The organism is Paracoccus limosus (assembly GCF_009711185.1).
GTDB classification, from domain to species: Bacteria; Pseudomonadota; Alphaproteobacteria; order Rhodobacterales; family Rhodobacteraceae; genus Paracoccus; species Paracoccus limosus.
The window spans coordinates 24705-39433 of sequence record NZ_WMIF01000001.1 but is presented as its reverse complement, the minus strand read 5'-3'; the positions used below and the strand labels follow the sequence as shown (position 1 = coordinate 39433).

Below are 14729 nucleotides of genomic sequence, written 5' to 3'. Positions count from 1 at the left end.
GCAACCTTTCGATTATTGGTCCATGTAGACGTGGGTTTCGGCCTCGGCGCCCGGATGGGTCACGGCACCATAGCGCGCCTTGCCGACCAGCCGCGCATATTTCCACAATGCGCCCGACGCATAATCGGTGGCACGCGGGCCGGCCCATTCGGACTTGCGCTGCGCCAGCTCGTCATCGCTGAGCGCGACCGAGATTTCGCCCTTGATCGCGTCGATGGTGATCATGTCGCCGTTTTTCAGCAGCGCGATGGGGCCGCCATGCGCCGCCTCGGGGCCGACATGGCCCACGCAGAAACCGCGCGTCGCGCCCGAGAAGCGGCCATCGGTGATCAGCGCCACCTTTTTGCCCATGCCCTGCCCCGACAGCGCCGCCGTGGTCGCCAGCATTTCGCGCATGCCGGGACCGCCTGCCGGGCCCTCGTTGCGGATGACGAACACGTCGCCCTCGTTGTAGCGGCGATGGGTGACGGCGTCGAAGGCCTCTTCCTCGCATTCAAAGACCAGCGCCGGGCCGGTAAAGACCTGCTGCTCGGGGGCCATGCCCGCCACCTTCACGATGGCGCCATCGGGGGCGAGATTGCCCTTCAGCCCGACCACGCCGCCGGTTTTCGACAGCGGCGTGCTGACCGAATGGATCACCTTGCCGTCGATCTCGCGCTCGACCAGATCGATTTCCTCACCGATGGTCTTGCCCGAGGCGGTCATGCAATCCTCGTGGATCAGACCGGCGCGGCGCAGCTCGCGCATCACGACCGGGACACCGCCGGCCTCGTAAAGATCCTTGGCGACATATTCGCCGCCCGGACGCAGGTTCACGAAATAGGGCGTGTCGCGGAAGATGTCGCAGACGTCGAACAGGTCAAAGTCGATGCCCGCCTCATGCGCGATGGCCGGCAGGTGCAGGCCGGCATTGGTCGAGCCGCCGGTGCAGGCCACCACGCGGGCGGCGTTTTCCAGCGCCTTGCGGGTCACCACGTCACGGGCGCGGATGTTCTTTTCGATCAGCTGCATGACCGCCTCGCCCGAGGCCAGGCCATACTGGTCGCGCGACTCGTAGGGCGCCGGCGCGCCCGAGCTGTTCATCAGCGCAAGGCCGATGGCCTCGCTGACGCAGGCCATGGTGTTGGCGGTATACTGACCGCCACAGGCACCCGCCGAGGGGCAGGCCACACGTTCAAGGATCTCCAGCTCGGCATCCGACATATTGCCGGCGGCGTGCTGGCCCACGGCCTCGAACACGTCCTGCACGACGACATCCTTGCCGTTCAGCTTGCCCGGCAGGATCGAGCCACCATAGATGAACACCGACGGCACGTTCAGCCGCACCATGGCCATCATCATGCCCGGCAGCGATTTGTCGCAACCGGCCAGACCGACCAGCGCATCGTAGCAATGGCCGCGCATGGTCAGTTCGACCGTATCGGCGATCCAGTCGCGCGAGGCGAGCGAGCTGCGCATGCCCTCGTGGCCCATGGCGATGCCGTCGGTCACGGTGATGGTGGTGAATTCGCGCGGACAGCCGCCGCCCTTCTTGACGCCCTGTTTCACCGACTGCGCCTGACGGGCCAGCGCGATGTTGCAGGGCGCGGCCTCGTTCCAGCAGGTCGCCACGCCCACCCAGGGGGAATGGATCTCTTCTTCGGAAATCCCCATCGCGTAGAAATAGGACCGATGCGGCGCGCGGGCCGGACCTTCGGTCACATGACGGCTGGGAAGTTTCGACTTGTCGAAGCGCGTGTTTTTCATGGCGGGTTCCTCTGGCTGCGGCCTTGGATATGCCCAGCCCGGGCAAGGAGCAAGGGGGCGAACCCGCGAAAACCACCCGGAAAGCGGCAGCTTCGCTGTCCTTTTACCCGGCTTGCGGGCAGGCTCAGGGCTGGCCGGTGGCCCGGTCCAGCCGCGCCGCCATGATCAGGTCGTTCAGCGTGACGCCGCCGGCGGAATGGGTGGTATAGGTGACGCTGGCCTGCCCCCAGCCAAAGGCGATGTCGGGATGGTGGTTGGCGGCCTCGGCCTGCCATGCCGCCAGCGTGGCCAGTTCCGCCGCGCGCCTGAAGTTCTTGAACTGCCAGTCGCGCCGGATCGCCCGGCCATCGGCGCTCAGCGCCCAGCCGGGCAGTTCGGCCAGCCGCGCGGCCAGATCTTCGGGCGCCAACGCGGGCGCGCCGTCGCGGATGGTTTCATCGGCAAGGCTCATCGCAAGACTCCTTGGACATGGGGGCCACGCCCCTCACAGGATCGGCGTCGCCAGCGCCAGAAGGTTGTTGCGCAGCCGGCGCCACAGCGACCAGCCCCGGATCTCGCCCAGCGTGATGCGCTCGGCGCGGTCGATATAGGTCTGTTGGCGTGCGTCCAGCGCCTGCGTCAGCGCGTGATCGACGAACAGCATGTTCATCTCGTAGTTCAGCTCAAAGCTGCGCCGGTCCATGTTGGCGCTGCCGATCATCGCCATGCAGCCATCGGCGGTGATGATCTTGGAATGCAAAAGCCCGCCGCGGAACAGCTTGAGCTTTACCCCCGCCGAGACCAGCCCATAGTAATAGCCCTCGGACGAGGCCTGCACGACCAGCGAGTCATTGCGTTCGGGCAGGATCATGGTCACGTCCACGCCGCGCCGCGCCGCCGAACGGATCGCCACGTCCAGCGCGGCATCGGGCACGTAATAGGGCGTGGTGATCACCAGCTTGCGCCGCGCGGCATAGACCATCGTGGCCATGCAATCGGCCACCGAGCCCTGCCGGTCGTCGGGTCCGGTCGCCACCACCTGCGCGATCTCGCCCGGCTCGCAGACCGGCGGCGCCATCACCAGAATGTCGCCCAGATCCTCGCCGGTATAGCTCATCCAGTCCTGCAAAAAGACCGCCTGCATCTGGCGCACCACCGGGCCTTCAATGCGCAGAAGGATGTCGATCCATGGCGCGAAACGCGGCTTGACCGCGAATGCCTTGTCCGAACAGTTGCGGCTGCCGGTGAAACCCAGCACATGGTCGATGACCACGATCTTGCGATGGTTGCGCAGGTCCATGCGCTGGAACAGCCCGCCGATGACCGGCAGGCCCAAGGGCAGCGCCTCGACGCATTCCGCGCCCGACTGGCGCAGCCGGTGCCAGCAATCCGAACGGCCGAAGGCTCGCGAGCCATAGGCGTCGATGATGGCGCGCACCTTGACGCCGCGCCCGGCGGCGCGAATCGCCGCCTCGGCCACCTTGCGGCCGCTGGTGTCGTCGAGCCAGATGTAGAACAGCAGATGCACATGCTGCTGCGCGCTGTCGATGGCCGCGACCAGCGCATCCATGGCGCTGTCATCCTCGGGCAGCAGGGTGGCGCAATTGCCGGTCACGGCGGAAAAGCCGGTGGTGGCGCGATTCGCCGCGATCACCGGGGCCTCGGGCTCGCCGGGGGTGCGCACGGTTTCGGGGCTGGGTTTCCACAGGCCCGACAGGCGCGAACGCACGTTGGCCATGGTCTCGACCTCGGCGCCGCGCATGCGGATCTCGCCAAAGAGGATATAGGTGATGATGCCGATCAGCGGCACCAGCTCGATCACCAGGATCCAGGACAGGCGCACCGTCGGCTCCAGCCGGGGCCGCAACAGCACCCTGACCGAGACGGCCAGGGCAACGGCATAGTGCAGGATCACGAGGCCTTGGGTCCACATGAGGATATCAAAGCCCGGCCCGCGCGGAATTGCAATTCCGCCCCGCTTTGCCTAAGTCACGGCGTGACTGCAGCGCAAGGGGCTCTTGGGATGAACTGGATCACCAACTACGTGCGTCCGCGCATCAATTCGCTGTTCTCGCGCCGCGAGGTGCCCGAGAACCTGTGGACCAAATGTCCCGAATGCGGAAATATGTTGTTTCACCGGGAACTGTCGGACAACCTGAACGTCTGCACGCATTGCGACCACCATCTGGCGATCAGCCCGCGCGCGCGTTTCGCGGCGCTGTTCGACGGCGGCGTCTTCAATGAGGTCAAGGTTCCCGAACCCATCGCCGACCCGCTGCAATTCCGCGACCAGAAGAAATATCCCGAGCGGATGAAGGCGGCGCAGAAATCCACCGGCGAAAAAGAGGCGATGCTGGTCGCCGAGGGCGAGATGGGCCGCACCCCGATCGTGGCCGCCGCGCAGGACTTCAGCTTCATGGCCGGCTCGATGGGCATGTATGTCGGCAATGCCATCATCGCCGCCGCCGAACGCGCCGTGAAACTGAAGCGCCCGCTGGTGCTGTTTTCCGCGGCCGGCGGCGCGCGGATGCAGGAAGGCATCCTGTCGCTGATGCAAATGCCGCGCACCACCGTCGCGGTCGAGATGCTGAAAGAGGCGCGCCTGCCCTATATCGTCGTGCTGACCCATCCGACGACCGGCGGCGTCACTGCAAGCTACGCCATGCTGGGCGACATCCAGATCGCCGAGCCGAATGCGCTGATCTGCTTTGCCGGGCCGCGCGTCATCGAACAGACCATCCGCGAGAAGCTGCCCGAAGGCTTTCAGCGTGCCGAATACCTGCTGGATCACGGCATGCTGGACCGGGTGACGCATCGCAAGAAGCTGCGCGAAGAGCTGATCTCGATCCTGCGCATGGCGATGCGCCAGCCCGCGCCGGTGGCCGCCGATCTGCCCGCGCCGGGCAGCATCGCGCCCGCCCTGCCCGAAGCCGCCCCACAGACCACCGCCTGACCGGCCACAGGACCAGCCCCATGACCACCTCGGACGCCATCCTTTCGCGGCTCATGTCGCTGCACCCGAAGGTCATCGACCTGTCGCTGGACCGCATGCACCGCATCCTTGCCGCGCTTGGCCACCCCGAGCGCGTCATTCCCCCGGTGATCCACATCGCCGGCACCAATGGCAAGGGCTCGACCCAGGCGATGATCCGCGCAGGGCTGGAGGCAGCGGGCAAGCGCGTCCATGCCTATACCTCGCCGCATCTGGCGCAGTTCCATGAGCGTATCCGGCTGGCGGGCGAACTGATCTCGGAATCCGCCCTGGCCGCCGCGCTGGAGGAATGCGAGGCGGCCAATGGCGGCCAGCCGATCACCTTCTTCGAGATCACCACGGCGGCGGCCTTTCTGGCCTTTTCGCGGGTGCCGGCGGATTACACCCTGCTGGAAGTGGGGCTGGGCGGGCGGCTGGACGCCACCAATGTCGTCGATCAGCCGCGCCTGAGCGTCATCACCCCGATCAGCATCGACCACACGCAATATCTGGGCGAGACCCTGCCCGAGATCGCCGGCGAAAAGGCCGGCATCATCAAGCGCGGCGTGCCCGTCATCGTCGCCCCGCAGCCCCCCGAGGCACGCGCGGTGATCGAGGACCGCGCCGAGGCGCTGGCAGCCCCCCTGCATGTCGCGCGGCAAGATTGGGACGCCTATGCCGAACATGGCCGTCTGGTCTATTTCGACCAGCGCGGGCTGATGGACCTGCCGCCGCCGGTGCTGCCGGGGCCGCATCAGTTCCAGAACGCCGGCACTGCCATCGCCGCCCTGCGCGAGCTGGGTTTTGGCGAGGCCGAGGCCATCGCCGCCGTCACCCGCGCGGAATGGCCGGCGCGGATGCAGCGCCTGCAACGCGGCCCTCTGGTCGAGGCGGCGGGGGCGTGCGAGCTGTGGCTGGACGGCGGGCACAACCCCGCCGGGGGCGAGGCGGTCGCGGCGACGCTGGCCGCAATGCCCGCGCGGCCGACGCATCTGGTCTGCGGCATGCTGAACACCAAGGACGTGGCGGGCTACATGCGCCCGCTGGCCGGCATCGCCGAAAGCCTGACCGCCGTGGCGATCCCCGGTGAGCCGAACACCCTGCCCGCAGAAGAAACCGCAGCCGCCGCCGTCAGCGTCGGGATCGCGGCCAGTGTTGCCCCCGATGCGCTGCAGGCGATGCGGGCCATTGCGAGCGCCCATCCCGGTGCGCGCGTCCTGATCTGCGGCTCGCTCTATCTGGCCGGGCAGGTGCTGCGCGAAAACGGCTAGGGCCGCGCCGCAGCCCGGCGCGGGCAAGGCGCCGCTCAGGTGGCGGGCTTGCCCCAGCCGGCATCGCGCATCTCGCGCAGCCGGCTTGCGGTGCGCTCGAACTCAAAGGCGCCCTCGCCCTCGGCATAAAGCCGTTCCGGGTCGTCGGCGCCGCTGGCGATCAGCCGCACATGTGCCTCGTAAAGCGCGTCGATCAGGGTGACGAAGCGTTTGGCCTCATTGTAGTTCGATTGCGTCAGCCGCGGCACGCCGTCCAGAAACAGCACATCGACCGCCTGCGCCAGCGCCAGATAATCAGCCGGACCCAAGGGCTTGCCGCACAGATCCCAGAAACTGGCCCGCGCCGCGCGGCCGACATGCTGCGGCAGCTCGACCTTGCGGCCCTTGATCTCCATGACCAGCGGCACCGGGGTCTGCCCGGCGGTTTCATCCTGCCACAGCCGGTCCATCTGTTCGCGCGCCAAGGCATCGGCGGGCGAGAACCAGACCTGCCCGCCTTCGGTCCGGTCCTGACGGTGATCGGTCTGGCTGGCCAGCTCCACCACATCCATCCGCTCGCGGAGCAGCGCGATGAAGGGCAGGAACAGCTGCCGGTTCAGCCCGTTCTTGTAAAGGTCCTCGGGCACCCGGTTCGAGGTGGTGACCACGGTCACGCCCTGCTCGAACAGGATCTGGAACAGCCGGCCCACGATCATGGCATCGGCGATGTCGGTGATCTGCATTTCGTCGAAACACAGCAGCCGCACCTGCTGGGCCACGGCCAGCGCCACCGGGCGCACCGCGTCCTGCTGGCCGCTTTTGCGCACGCCCTCCAGCGCGGTCTGAATTTCCTGCATGAACTCGTGGAAATGCACCCGGCGCTTTTGCGTCAGCGGCGCGGCCTCAAGGATCAGGTCCATCAGCATCGATTTGCCGCGCCCGACCCCGCCCCAAAGGTAAAGCCCCTTGACTGCGGGCGCAGGCGCCGCTGCCGCGCCCCCGCCCATCAGCTTGCCCAGCCAGCCGGACTTGACCGGCGCGGGTGCGGGCGGTTGATGCGCCAGATCGCGCAGCAGCCGGTCCATCGCCGGCAGCACGGCGCGCTGCGCCGGATCGGGTTCCAGCCGGCCCGCGCGGACACGGGCTTCATAAAGTTCGGTAAGCTTGGTCATGGCGCGGGTTAGCCACAGATACGCCGCCCCTGCAAGGCGGCGCGCGCAGTTTGCGCGGCGCTGATGCCGCCTAGCCGATGGCCTGATTGCGGGTTTCGACCCGGATCGCCAGCGTTGCCAGCGCCGCAAGCAGCAGCAGCGCGGCAAAGACGCCGATGGCAATGCCAAAGCCCCGCGCCACCACCACCCCCAGCAGCGAAGGCGCCAGCAGGCCGCCCAGCCGCGCGACCGCGCTGGCGGTGCCCATGCCGGTGCCGCGCAGGCCGGTCGGGTAAAGCTCGGGCGTAAAGGCGTAAAGCGCGCCCCATGTGCCCAGAAGCGCAAAGCTCATCAGCAGCAGTGCGGCGGCGATCAGCCAGGGGCTGGCGGCCACAGTGAACAGGGCGCAGCCCGCCGCACTGAGCAGCAGGAATATCTGCAGGGTCAGCTTGCGGCCCCATGCCTCGACCCCATGCGCGGCCAGCGCATAGCCCGGCACCTGCGCCAGGGCCAGAAGAACCAGAAAGCCATAGCCGCGCACAAAGCCGAAACCACCCTTGGCCAGCTCCGCCGGCAGCCAGACAAAGACGCCGTAATAGGATAGCGACACCAGAAACCATGTGGCAAAGATGGCAACCGAGCGCTCACGCAGGCCGGGGCCAAACAACCCCTGCCCCGCCCCCTCTTGCACGGGCGCGGCCAGCCGCACATCGGGCGCCAGCGAGCGGCAGCCGTTGGCCACCAGCACCCGGTCCACGACGCGGCGCGCCCCCGGCTCATCGCCCCGACGCAACAGATACATCGGCGATTCCGGCACCCACAGCCGCAGCCCGATGCCAATGACCGCCGGCAGCGCCGCCACGGCAAAGATCCAGCGCCACGGCTCGGCCGTGCCGGCCAGATGCGCACCCCATGCGATCAGCGCGATGATGACCGTCCCCAGCGCCCAGAATCCCTCAAGCCAGACCAGCCAGCGGCCGCGATTGCGCGGCGGCAGGAACTCGGCCATCATCGCGTAATCGACGGGCAAGGTGCCGCCGACCGCCATACCGGTCAGAAAGCGCAGCGCCAGCAGCGCGCCAAAGCCCGGCGCAAAGGCCGAGGCGAGGCCAAAGACCGCATCGCAGCTTACCGTCAGCAGCAGCACATTGCGCCGCCCGATCCGGTCGGCGATGCGGCCAAACAGCGTCGCGCCGACGAACATGCCCAGAAAGAACAGCGTGCCGGTCTGCAAGGCCTGCGGCACGGTCAGGCCGAAACTGCCGGCGATCGAGGCGGCGGTAAAGCCGATGGCGATGACCTGCATCGCATCGGCGGCCCAGACCAACCCAAAGATCGCCAAAAGCCGCTTCTGGAAATGGCCCGCGCCCCCCTGCGCCAAGGCTTCGTCAATGGTCATTGCCACGAAATCCCCCAAAGCAGCCTGACATCTTGCCGTCATCTGCCCACAGGCCGGCGGGAAAATCCAGCCCCGCCCCTTGCCCGGGGCGCGCAAGGCGGGAATTATGCCGCCATGACCGCATCGCGCCTCAGAACCGACGCCGCGCCACAGGGCGTGCTCCGGCTGCTGCTGGGGGTGCTGATGGCGCTGTCGCTGGGCCTGTTCGTGGCCCAGGCCGCCCCCGAAATCACCCCGGCCGGCGGCATGAGCCGCGCATGGCTGACCGCCGCGCCGGGCGGTGCCGCCGGGCTGCATCACCGCGAAACCGCGCGGCAGCCCGGGCTTGCGCCGCAGCCGCTGGCGGTGCTGCCGCCGCAGGGGCCCACACCCCGGCGGCCCGAGCGCTGGACATGGGTGCAGGCCAAGGCACTGACCGCCACTCCGGCGCGACAGTTTCCGATCCGGTTCCGGGCGCGCGCACCGCCCGCCCCTGTCCTCTGACCGAAACGCGTCCCGCCGCAGAACCAGCGGATGGCGACGCATGACGCCGGAATGACAAGGAAAAACAGATGAGCGAATTCGACGAGACCCCGCGCCAGCGCCTGTCCGGGCTGGCGGTGCTGCGCAACTGGTGCCTGATGGGCGGCGGCTTTGCCGCCATCGCCTATGGGCTGGAATGGCTGCTGCGCTAGCAATGCAGGCCGGGCCGGCGCGACAGGATCGCGCCGGCCCAAAGACGGTCAGTAGCTGATCGCGGCGTGGTCGCGCAGTTCCTGCACCGGCGGCCGGCCAAAACCAAAGAACTCCAGATAGGCCGGGATCTGTTCGAACAGCATGTCGGTGCCGACCTGATAGCGGCAGCCCTTGGCGGCGGCAGCGGCCAGGAAAGGCGTCATCTCGGCCTTCATCACCACCTCGCCAACGAAGGTCGAGGGGTCGATGCGCTCCACATCCATCGGCAGCGGATCGCCGGCATTCATCCCCAGGGGCGAGGCATTCACCACGATGTCGAACCCGGCCGGATCGTTCGAGCCGGTCTGCACCACCAGCTGCGGATAGGCCGCCGTCAGCCGCCCGGCCAGCGCCTGCGCATTGGCGTCATTGGGATCGAACAGCGCCAGCCGCGCCGCACCGGCCTTGGCCAGCGAGGCGGCAATCGCCGAGCCGACACCACCGCAGCCGACCACCAGTACCGACTTGCCCGCGATCTGCTGCCCCTTGCCCAGCAGGCCGCCGGTAAAGCCCTCACCGTCGAACATGTCGGCCTCGACCAGCCCGTCGGCGCCCAGCCGCAGCGCATTGGCCGAGCCCGCGATCTGCGCGGTGACCGACACGCGGTCGGCCAATTGGGTGGTGACGATCTTGTGGGGCATGGTCACCAGCGCGCCATGGATATTCGACAAGCGGAACAAAAGCTTGAAGAACTCCGGGTAGTCCTCGGGCTTGACGCCCATGGGCACGACGATGGCGTCGATGCCGCGAAATGCGAACCAGGGGTTATAGATCATCGGCGCCTTGAAGGTCGTCGTCGGGTAACCCAGATGGGCGATCAGTTTCGTGCTTCCGCGGATCATTGTCCTGCCTCGCTGAAAGGAACACGCGGTCCGGGCCGAAACAGTCCCCGGACCCAAGGATCCGGCATGGCCCGCGCCTCCCCCCGACCGCACCATGACCGAGAGATCGCAGGTGTTGGCCGGAAGGTCAAATATCCAGAGCGGGAATTACGTAACATGATGTTAAGCAAGAGGCCGGAGGATACGAATCATGAGTCAGCTGACCATCCGTCAGGTTGAAATCATCCGCGCCGTGATGATGGCCGGCACCATTCAGGGCGCGGCAGAGCTGTTGAACGTCTCGGCCCCCGGCGTGTCGCGGCTGGTGAAATATTCCGAGGAATCGCTGGGCATCCGGCTGTTCGACCGCAAGGGCGGGCTGTTCGTGCCGGCACCCGAGGCGGCCTCGATCTTTGAAATGATCCATCAGGTGCATCGCGACATGTCCAACCTGAATGGCGCCGTGCAGGCGCTGCGCAAGGGCCGCGATGTGACGCTAAGCTTTGCCTCGGCGCCCTCGATCGCGCAATTCATCGCCGCGCGGGCCATTCGCGGCGTGCGGGCGCGCTTTCCCGATCTGTTCATCGACCTCAACATCCTCAAGATCGAGGAAACGGCGGATTACCTGCTGCTGGATCGCGGCGAATTCGTGGTGATGAGCTCGCCCGTCACCAACCCCGCCCTCAGCAGCGAGCCGCTGGCGACGGGCCGGCTGGTGGTGATCGTGCCCGAAGGCCATCGGCTGGCCAACCGCGAGGCGATCTCGGTCCACGATCTGGCCGAAGAGGATTTCATCGGCATCGCCCCCGATGATCCCTATGGCGCGATCATCGCCCAGCCGTTTTTCGAGGCCGGGATCACGCCGCATTACGCCATTCGCGGCCGGTTCGCGCAAACGCTGGTCAGTCTGGTCCGACACGGGCTGGGGGTATCGCTGATCGACGAGTTTTCGGTGGCCGAGGTCTATATGCCCGGCATCGTCCGCCGCCCGCTGCTGGAGCAGGGCGGGATCACGGCCTGGGCGGTGACGCGCAAGGGTCGGCCGCTGTCGAGCTATGCCGAGCTGACGATCGAGCGGTTCCGCCGCGAAATGGCCGCCGCCGTCGCCCGCGACGGCTGGGACGACCCGGTTTAAGGCCGCCCGCCGCCGGCAGGGATCGGGCGGCACGTCCGGCCGCCCGCGCAGCCCCTACCATTCAAGGCAGATCTTGCCGAAATGGCTGCCCGCGCGTTGCCATGCAAAGGCCTCGGCGATGCCCTCCAGCGGATAGCTGCGATCCACCACCGGGCGCCAGTCAAAGCCCGACAGCGCCCGCACCATATCCTGCTGCTGTTCGCGGCTGCCCACGATCAGCCCCTTGAGGCTGGCCTGTTTCGACATCAGCGCGACGGTCGGCACCTCGCCGGCAAAGCCGGTCAGCACGCCGATCAGCGCGATATGCCCGCCCGGCGCCACCGCGCGGATGGATTGCGCCAGCGTGCCGGGGCCGCCGACCTCGACCACGATATCGGCGCCTTGCCCGCCGGTCGCGGCCAGCACCGCGTCGCCCCAATCCGGCGTCGCCTTGTAGTCGATCACCAGATCGGCCCCCAGCGCACGCAGCCGCTCGGCTTTTTCGGCGCTGGAGCTGGTGGCGATCACCCGCGCCCCCATCGCGCGCGCCATCTGCAAGGCCAGCACCGAAACGCCACCGCTGCCCAGCACCAGAACCGTGTCCCCGGCCTTGATCCCGCCATCGACCACCAGCGCGCGCCATGCGGTCAGCCCGGCCGTGGTCAGCGTCGCGGCCTCGGCATGGCTGTAGCCGCGCGGCGCATGGGTAAAGGCGGTGGCGGGCAGCGTCACCGCCTCGCGCGCGAAGCCGTCCACGCCATCGCCGGGCACGGTCAGGAAATCGGTCGGCACCTGCCGGCCCGCCTGCCATTTCGGGAAAAAGCACGACACCACTGCATCGCCCTCGGCGAATTCGGTGACGCCCGCGCCCACCGCCGTCACCACGCCGGCGCCGTCCGACATCGGGATCAGCGCGCCCTCGGCCCGCGGCCCCGAGACCACCAGCAGGTCGTGATAATTCAGCGAGCTGGCGTGCAGACGCACGGTGATCTCGCCCGCTGCCGGCGCGGCAGGTGCCGGCAGATCGACAAGGCGCAGGTTCTCGACCCCGCCGGGGGCGACATGTTGGATCGCTTTCATGGTCTCGGCTCCGATTGCTGCGGCCGGCATCCGCGCCGGCCCTGCCCCTTCACTAAGGCGCGCGACGCGGATATCACAAGAACGCACATGTTTTGCCGATACCCACAAGAATGTAACCATTGAGAGGTCCAGATGCGCAAACTGAACGGCAAGAGCGGTTGCGCCGTCGAGGTCACGCTGTCGGTGATGGGCGGCACGTGGAAGCCGATCATCCTGTTTCACCTGCTGCGCGGCCGGATGCGGTTCAGCGAGCTGGGCCGGGCCATCCCCTCGGTCACGCAGCGGATGCTGACGCTGCAACTGCGAGAACTTGAGGCGGCGGGGATCGTCACCCGCACCGTCTATCCCGAGGTGCCGCCACGGGTGGAATATGAGCTGACGCCGCTGGGCCGGTCACTGCAGCCGGTGCTGGTGGCGCTGCGCGACTGGGGGCAGGCCTATGCCGAGGGCGCGGCGGCGGCCCCGCAGGCACCGGCGGCCTAATCGGCCTCGATCTCGGCCCGGAAGGCGGCGCCAAAGCGGTCCAGCCGCGCCGGGTCCAGATAGCGGGCCAGATCACGCGGACGGTCCTCGGCGATGCGGCGCAGCACCGGATTGCCGACCGACAGCGGCTTTTCGGTGCCATCCTCGCCGCGCGCCAGCCGCTGCTGCGCCTCGGCCAGCCGGTCGAACAATTCGCCCGAGGCCCGGCCCGCCAACGCCTTGCGCGAAGGGTGCATCGGCGCCACCTCGCCTGCGATGACGCGCAGAAAGGCCTCGCCATAGCTTTCCAGTTTCTTTGCGCCGACGCCGTTCACCCGCGCCATCTCATCCAGCGTTTGCGGCCGCGATTGCGCCATTTCGATCAGGGTGCGGTCGGGAAAAATGACATAGGCCGGCACGCGCTGCGCCTCGGCCAAGGCCCGGCGCTGCGCCTTGAGCGCCGAGAGCAGCGGCGCATCCTCATCATCGACCTGGGTGCGCACGACGACTGCGGGGCGGGCGCGCTTGATCAGGTCACGGCGCAGGGTGACGCGGGTTTCGCCGCGCAAGACAGCATGGGCGGTGGCGGTGATCGCCAAGCCCCCGTGCCGTTCGGAATCGGGGCGGATCAGGTCGCGGCCCAGCATCTGGCGGATGATCGCCTGCCACTCGGGGCGCGGAATGTCACGGCCGACACCAAAAGTCGGCAGCCGGTCATGGCCGCGCGCCCGGATGCGGTCGGTCTCGGTGCCGAAGAGCACGTCGATGATATGGCCGGCGCCATAGCTTTCGCCGGTGCGCAGCACCGCAGACAGCACCTTTTGCGCCGCCTCGGTGCCGTCGAAGGTCTGGGGCGGGTCGTCGCAGATGTCGCAATTGCCGCAGGGGGTGGCCGTCTCGCCGAAATAACCCAGCAGGGCGACGCGGCGGCAGCCGGGCGATTCCGCCAGCCCCAGCAGCGCGTTCAGCCGCATGTGATCGGCGGCTTTGCGTTCCGGCGGGGCCAGCCCTTCGTCGATCTGGCCCCGGCGCAGGCGGATGTCCTCGGGGCCATAAAGGGTCAGCGTCTCGGCCGGCGCACCGTCGCGGCCACCACGGCCGATTTCCTGATAATATGACTCGATGGATTTCGGCAGATCGGCATGGGCGACCCAGCGGATATCGGGCTTGTCGATGCCCATGCCAAAGGCGACGGTGGCGGTGACGATCAGCCCGTCCTCGCGCTGAAAGCGGATCTCGACGGCGCGACGCTCGCCGGCCTCCATGCCGCCGTGATAGGCGACGGCGGCAAGGCCGGCCTCGTTCAGGGCCTTGGCCAGCGCCTCGGTCTTGGCGCGGGTGCCGCAATAGACGATGCCCGACTGGCCGCGCCGCGCCGAGGCAAAGTCAAGGATCTGTCGGCGCGGCCCGTCCTTGGGCTGAAAGGCCAGATGGATGTTCGGCCGGTCAAAGCCGCGCAGGAACACCTGCGGCGCGCCCGGCTCGAACAGACGGCGCACGATCTCGTCGCGGGTCTCGGCATCGGCGGTGGCGGTAAAGGCGGCCAGAGGCACGTCAAGCGCCCGGCGCAGTTCCCCCACCCGCAGGTAATCGGGGCGGAAATCATGGCCCCATTGGCTGACGCAATGCGCCTCATCGACGGCGATGGCCTGAACGCCGGCGCGTTTCAGCATCGGCACCGTCGCCCCCGAGGCCAGCCGTTCCGGCGCGATATACAACAGCCGCAACTCGCGCGCGGCCAGCGCCCGCAGCACCTCGGTATTCTCTTCGTCGGTATTGCCGGAGGTCAGCGCGGCGGCGGCCACCCCCGCCTCGGTCAGCGCCCGCACCTGATCGCGCATCAGGGCGATCAGCGGCGAGATCACCACCGTCAGCCCGTCACGCATCAACGCCGGCAGCTGATAGCACAGCGACTTGCCCCCGCCCGTCGGCATGATCGCCAGCACGTCGCGCCCTTCGGCCACCGCGTTGACGATCTCTTCCTGACCGGGCCGGAACCCGTCAAAGCCAAAGACCTGCCGCAGCAGGGGCGCGGCCGACAT

Annotated in this window: 14 protein-coding genes; 6 read left to right on the top strand and 8 right to left on the bottom strand. The window is 68.0% G+C overall.

Annotation, left to right across the window (positions count from 1 at the left end):
- Window positions 1-12: 12 nt before the first annotated feature.
- From ilvD to cls, 3 genes are all read right to left on the bottom strand, one after another.
- On the bottom strand, window positions 13-1746 hold the full coding sequence (gene ilvD / locus GL279_RS00200; RefSeq protein ID WP_155062589.1) for a dihydroxy-acid dehydratase: 1734 nt from the start codon (window positions 1744-1746) through the stop codon (window positions 13-15).
- A gap of 124 nt (window positions 1747-1870) precedes the next feature.
- Window positions 1871-2197 carry a 4a-hydroxytetrahydrobiopterin dehydratase gene (locus tag GL279_RS00195; RefSeq protein ID WP_155062588.1) on the bottom strand — a complete coding sequence of 109 codons (327 nt, stop codon included), beginning with the start codon at window positions 2195-2197 and terminating at the stop codon, window positions 1871-1873.
- Window positions 2198-2230: 33 nt separating this feature from the next.
- Window positions 2231-3658: a cardiolipin synthase gene (gene cls / locus GL279_RS00190; protein WP_155062587.1), complete on the bottom strand. Its 1428-nt coding sequence runs from the start codon at window positions 3656-3658 to the stop codon at window positions 2231-2233.
- Between the two features lie 90 nt (window positions 3659-3748).
- Between cls and accD the strand changes: the two genes are divergently transcribed.
- Window positions 3749-4678 (top strand): acetyl-CoA carboxylase, carboxyltransferase subunit beta, encoded by a 930-nt coding sequence (gene accD, locus GL279_RS00185; protein ID WP_155062586.1) that lies wholly within the window; start codon window positions 3749-3751, stop codon window positions 4676-4678.
- A 20-nt stretch (window positions 4679-4698) separates the two neighbouring features.
- Window positions 4699-5967: a bifunctional folylpolyglutamate synthase/dihydrofolate synthase gene (locus GL279_RS00180; protein ID WP_155062585.1), complete on the top strand. Its 1269-nt coding sequence runs from the start codon at window positions 4699-4701 to the stop codon at window positions 5965-5967.
- A gap of 35 nt (window positions 5968-6002) precedes the next feature.
- On the opposite strand, the gene zapE is transcribed toward GL279_RS00180, so the two are convergent.
- The gene (zapE, locus tag GL279_RS00175; RefSeq protein WP_155062584.1) at window positions 6003-7118 is read right to left on the bottom strand and encodes a cell division protein ZapE; all 1116 of its coding nucleotides are present in this window, start codon (window positions 7116-7118) and stop codon (window positions 6003-6005) included.
- A 70-nt stretch (window positions 7119-7188) separates the two neighbouring features.
- On the bottom strand, window positions 7189-8496 hold the full coding sequence (locus GL279_RS00170) for an MFS transporter (RefSeq protein WP_246175052.1): 1308 nt from the start codon (window positions 8494-8496) through the stop codon (window positions 7189-7191).
- 114 nt (window positions 8497-8610) lie between these two features.
- On the opposite strand from GL279_RS00170, the gene GL279_RS00165 reads away from it, so the two are divergent.
- Window positions 8611-8979 carry a hypothetical protein gene (locus GL279_RS00165; protein ID WP_155062582.1) on the top strand — a complete coding sequence of 123 codons (369 nt, stop codon included), beginning with the start codon at window positions 8611-8613 and terminating at the stop codon, window positions 8977-8979.
- Between the two features lie 68 nt (window positions 8980-9047).
- Entirely contained in the window at window positions 9048-9170 is a 123-nt protein-coding gene (locus GL279_RS19525) for a hypothetical protein (protein WP_281348932.1), read from the top strand.
- A gap of 48 nt (window positions 9171-9218) precedes the next feature.
- On the opposite strand, the gene GL279_RS00160 is transcribed toward GL279_RS19525, so the two are convergent.
- Complete coding sequence (locus GL279_RS00160; RefSeq protein WP_155062581.1) at window positions 9219-10052, bottom strand: shikimate dehydrogenase family protein; 834 nt, start codon at window positions 10050-10052, stop codon at window positions 9219-9221.
- A gap of 190 nt (window positions 10053-10242) precedes the next feature.
- Here GL279_RS00160 and GL279_RS00155 point away from each other — a divergent pair, with 190 nt between their 5' ends.
- Complete coding sequence (locus tag GL279_RS00155) at window positions 10243-11166, top strand: LysR family transcriptional regulator (RefSeq protein ID WP_155062580.1); 924 nt, start codon at window positions 10243-10245, stop codon at window positions 11164-11166.
- A 54-nt stretch (window positions 11167-11220) separates the two neighbouring features.
- Here the strand turns inward: GL279_RS00155 and GL279_RS00150 are convergent, their stop codons facing one another.
- Window positions 11221-12225, bottom strand: a complete 1005-nt coding sequence (locus GL279_RS00150) for a zinc-dependent alcohol dehydrogenase family protein (RefSeq protein WP_155062579.1) — start codon at window positions 12223-12225, stop codon at window positions 11221-11223.
- 132 nt (window positions 12226-12357) lie between these two features.
- Here GL279_RS00150 and GL279_RS00145 point away from each other — a divergent pair, with 132 nt between their 5' ends.
- Complete coding sequence (locus GL279_RS00145; protein ID WP_155062578.1) at window positions 12358-12708, top strand: winged helix-turn-helix transcriptional regulator; 351 nt, start codon at window positions 12358-12360, stop codon at window positions 12706-12708.
- Here GL279_RS00145 and recQ read toward each other — a convergent pair.
- The gene (gene recQ / locus GL279_RS00140) at window positions 12705-14729 is read right to left on the bottom strand and encodes a DNA helicase RecQ (RefSeq protein ID WP_155062577.1); all 2025 of its coding nucleotides are present in this window, start codon (window positions 14727-14729) and stop codon (window positions 12705-12707) included. The genes GL279_RS00145 and recQ overlap by 4 nt on opposite strands.

Bases quoted from the DNA above. Each gene is read 5' to 3' on its own strand.
- ilvD (WP_155062589.1), bottom strand. From the start codon at position 1,746: ATGAAAAACACGCGCTTCGACAAGTCGAAACTTCCCAGCCGTCATGTG.
- GL279_RS00195 (WP_155062588.1), bottom strand. From the start codon at position 2,197: ATGAGCCTTGCCGATGAAACCATCCGCGACGGCGCGCCCGCGTTGGCG.
- cls (WP_155062587.1), bottom strand. From the start codon at position 3,658: ATGTGGACCCAAGGCCTCGTGATCCTGCACTATGCCGTTGCCCTGGCC.
- accD (WP_155062586.1), top strand. From the start codon at position 3,749: ATGAACTGGATCACCAACTACGTGCGTCCGCGCATCAATTCGCTGTTC.
- GL279_RS00180 (WP_155062585.1), top strand. From the start codon at position 4,699: ATGACCACCTCGGACGCCATCCTTTCGCGGCTCATGTCGCTGCACCCG.
- zapE (WP_155062584.1), bottom strand. From the start codon at position 7,118: ATGACCAAGCTTACCGAACTTTATGAAGCCCGTGTCCGCGCGGGCCGG.
- GL279_RS00170 (WP_246175052.1), bottom strand. From the start codon at position 8,496: ATGACCATTGACGAAGCCTTGGCGCAGGGGGGCGCGGGCCATTTCCAG.
- GL279_RS00165 (WP_155062582.1), top strand. From the start codon at position 8,611: ATGACCGCATCGCGCCTCAGAACCGACGCCGCGCCACAGGGCGTGCTC.
- GL279_RS19525 (WP_281348932.1), top strand. From the start codon at position 9,048: ATGAGCGAATTCGACGAGACCCCGCGCCAGCGCCTGTCCGGGCTGGCG.
- GL279_RS00160 (WP_155062581.1), bottom strand. From the start codon at position 10,052: ATGATCCGCGGAAGCACGAAACTGATCGCCCATCTGGGTTACCCGACG.
- GL279_RS00155 (WP_155062580.1), top strand. From the start codon at position 10,243: ATGAGTCAGCTGACCATCCGTCAGGTTGAAATCATCCGCGCCGTGATG.
- GL279_RS00150 (WP_155062579.1), bottom strand. From the start codon at position 12,225: ATGAAAGCGATCCAACATGTCGCCCCCGGCGGGGTCGAGAACCTGCGC.
- GL279_RS00145 (WP_155062578.1), top strand. From the start codon at position 12,358: ATGCGCAAACTGAACGGCAAGAGCGGTTGCGCCGTCGAGGTCACGCTG.
- recQ (WP_155062577.1), bottom strand. From the start codon at position 14,729: ATGTCGGCCGCGCCCCTGCTGCGGCAGGTCTTTGGCTTTGACGGGTTC.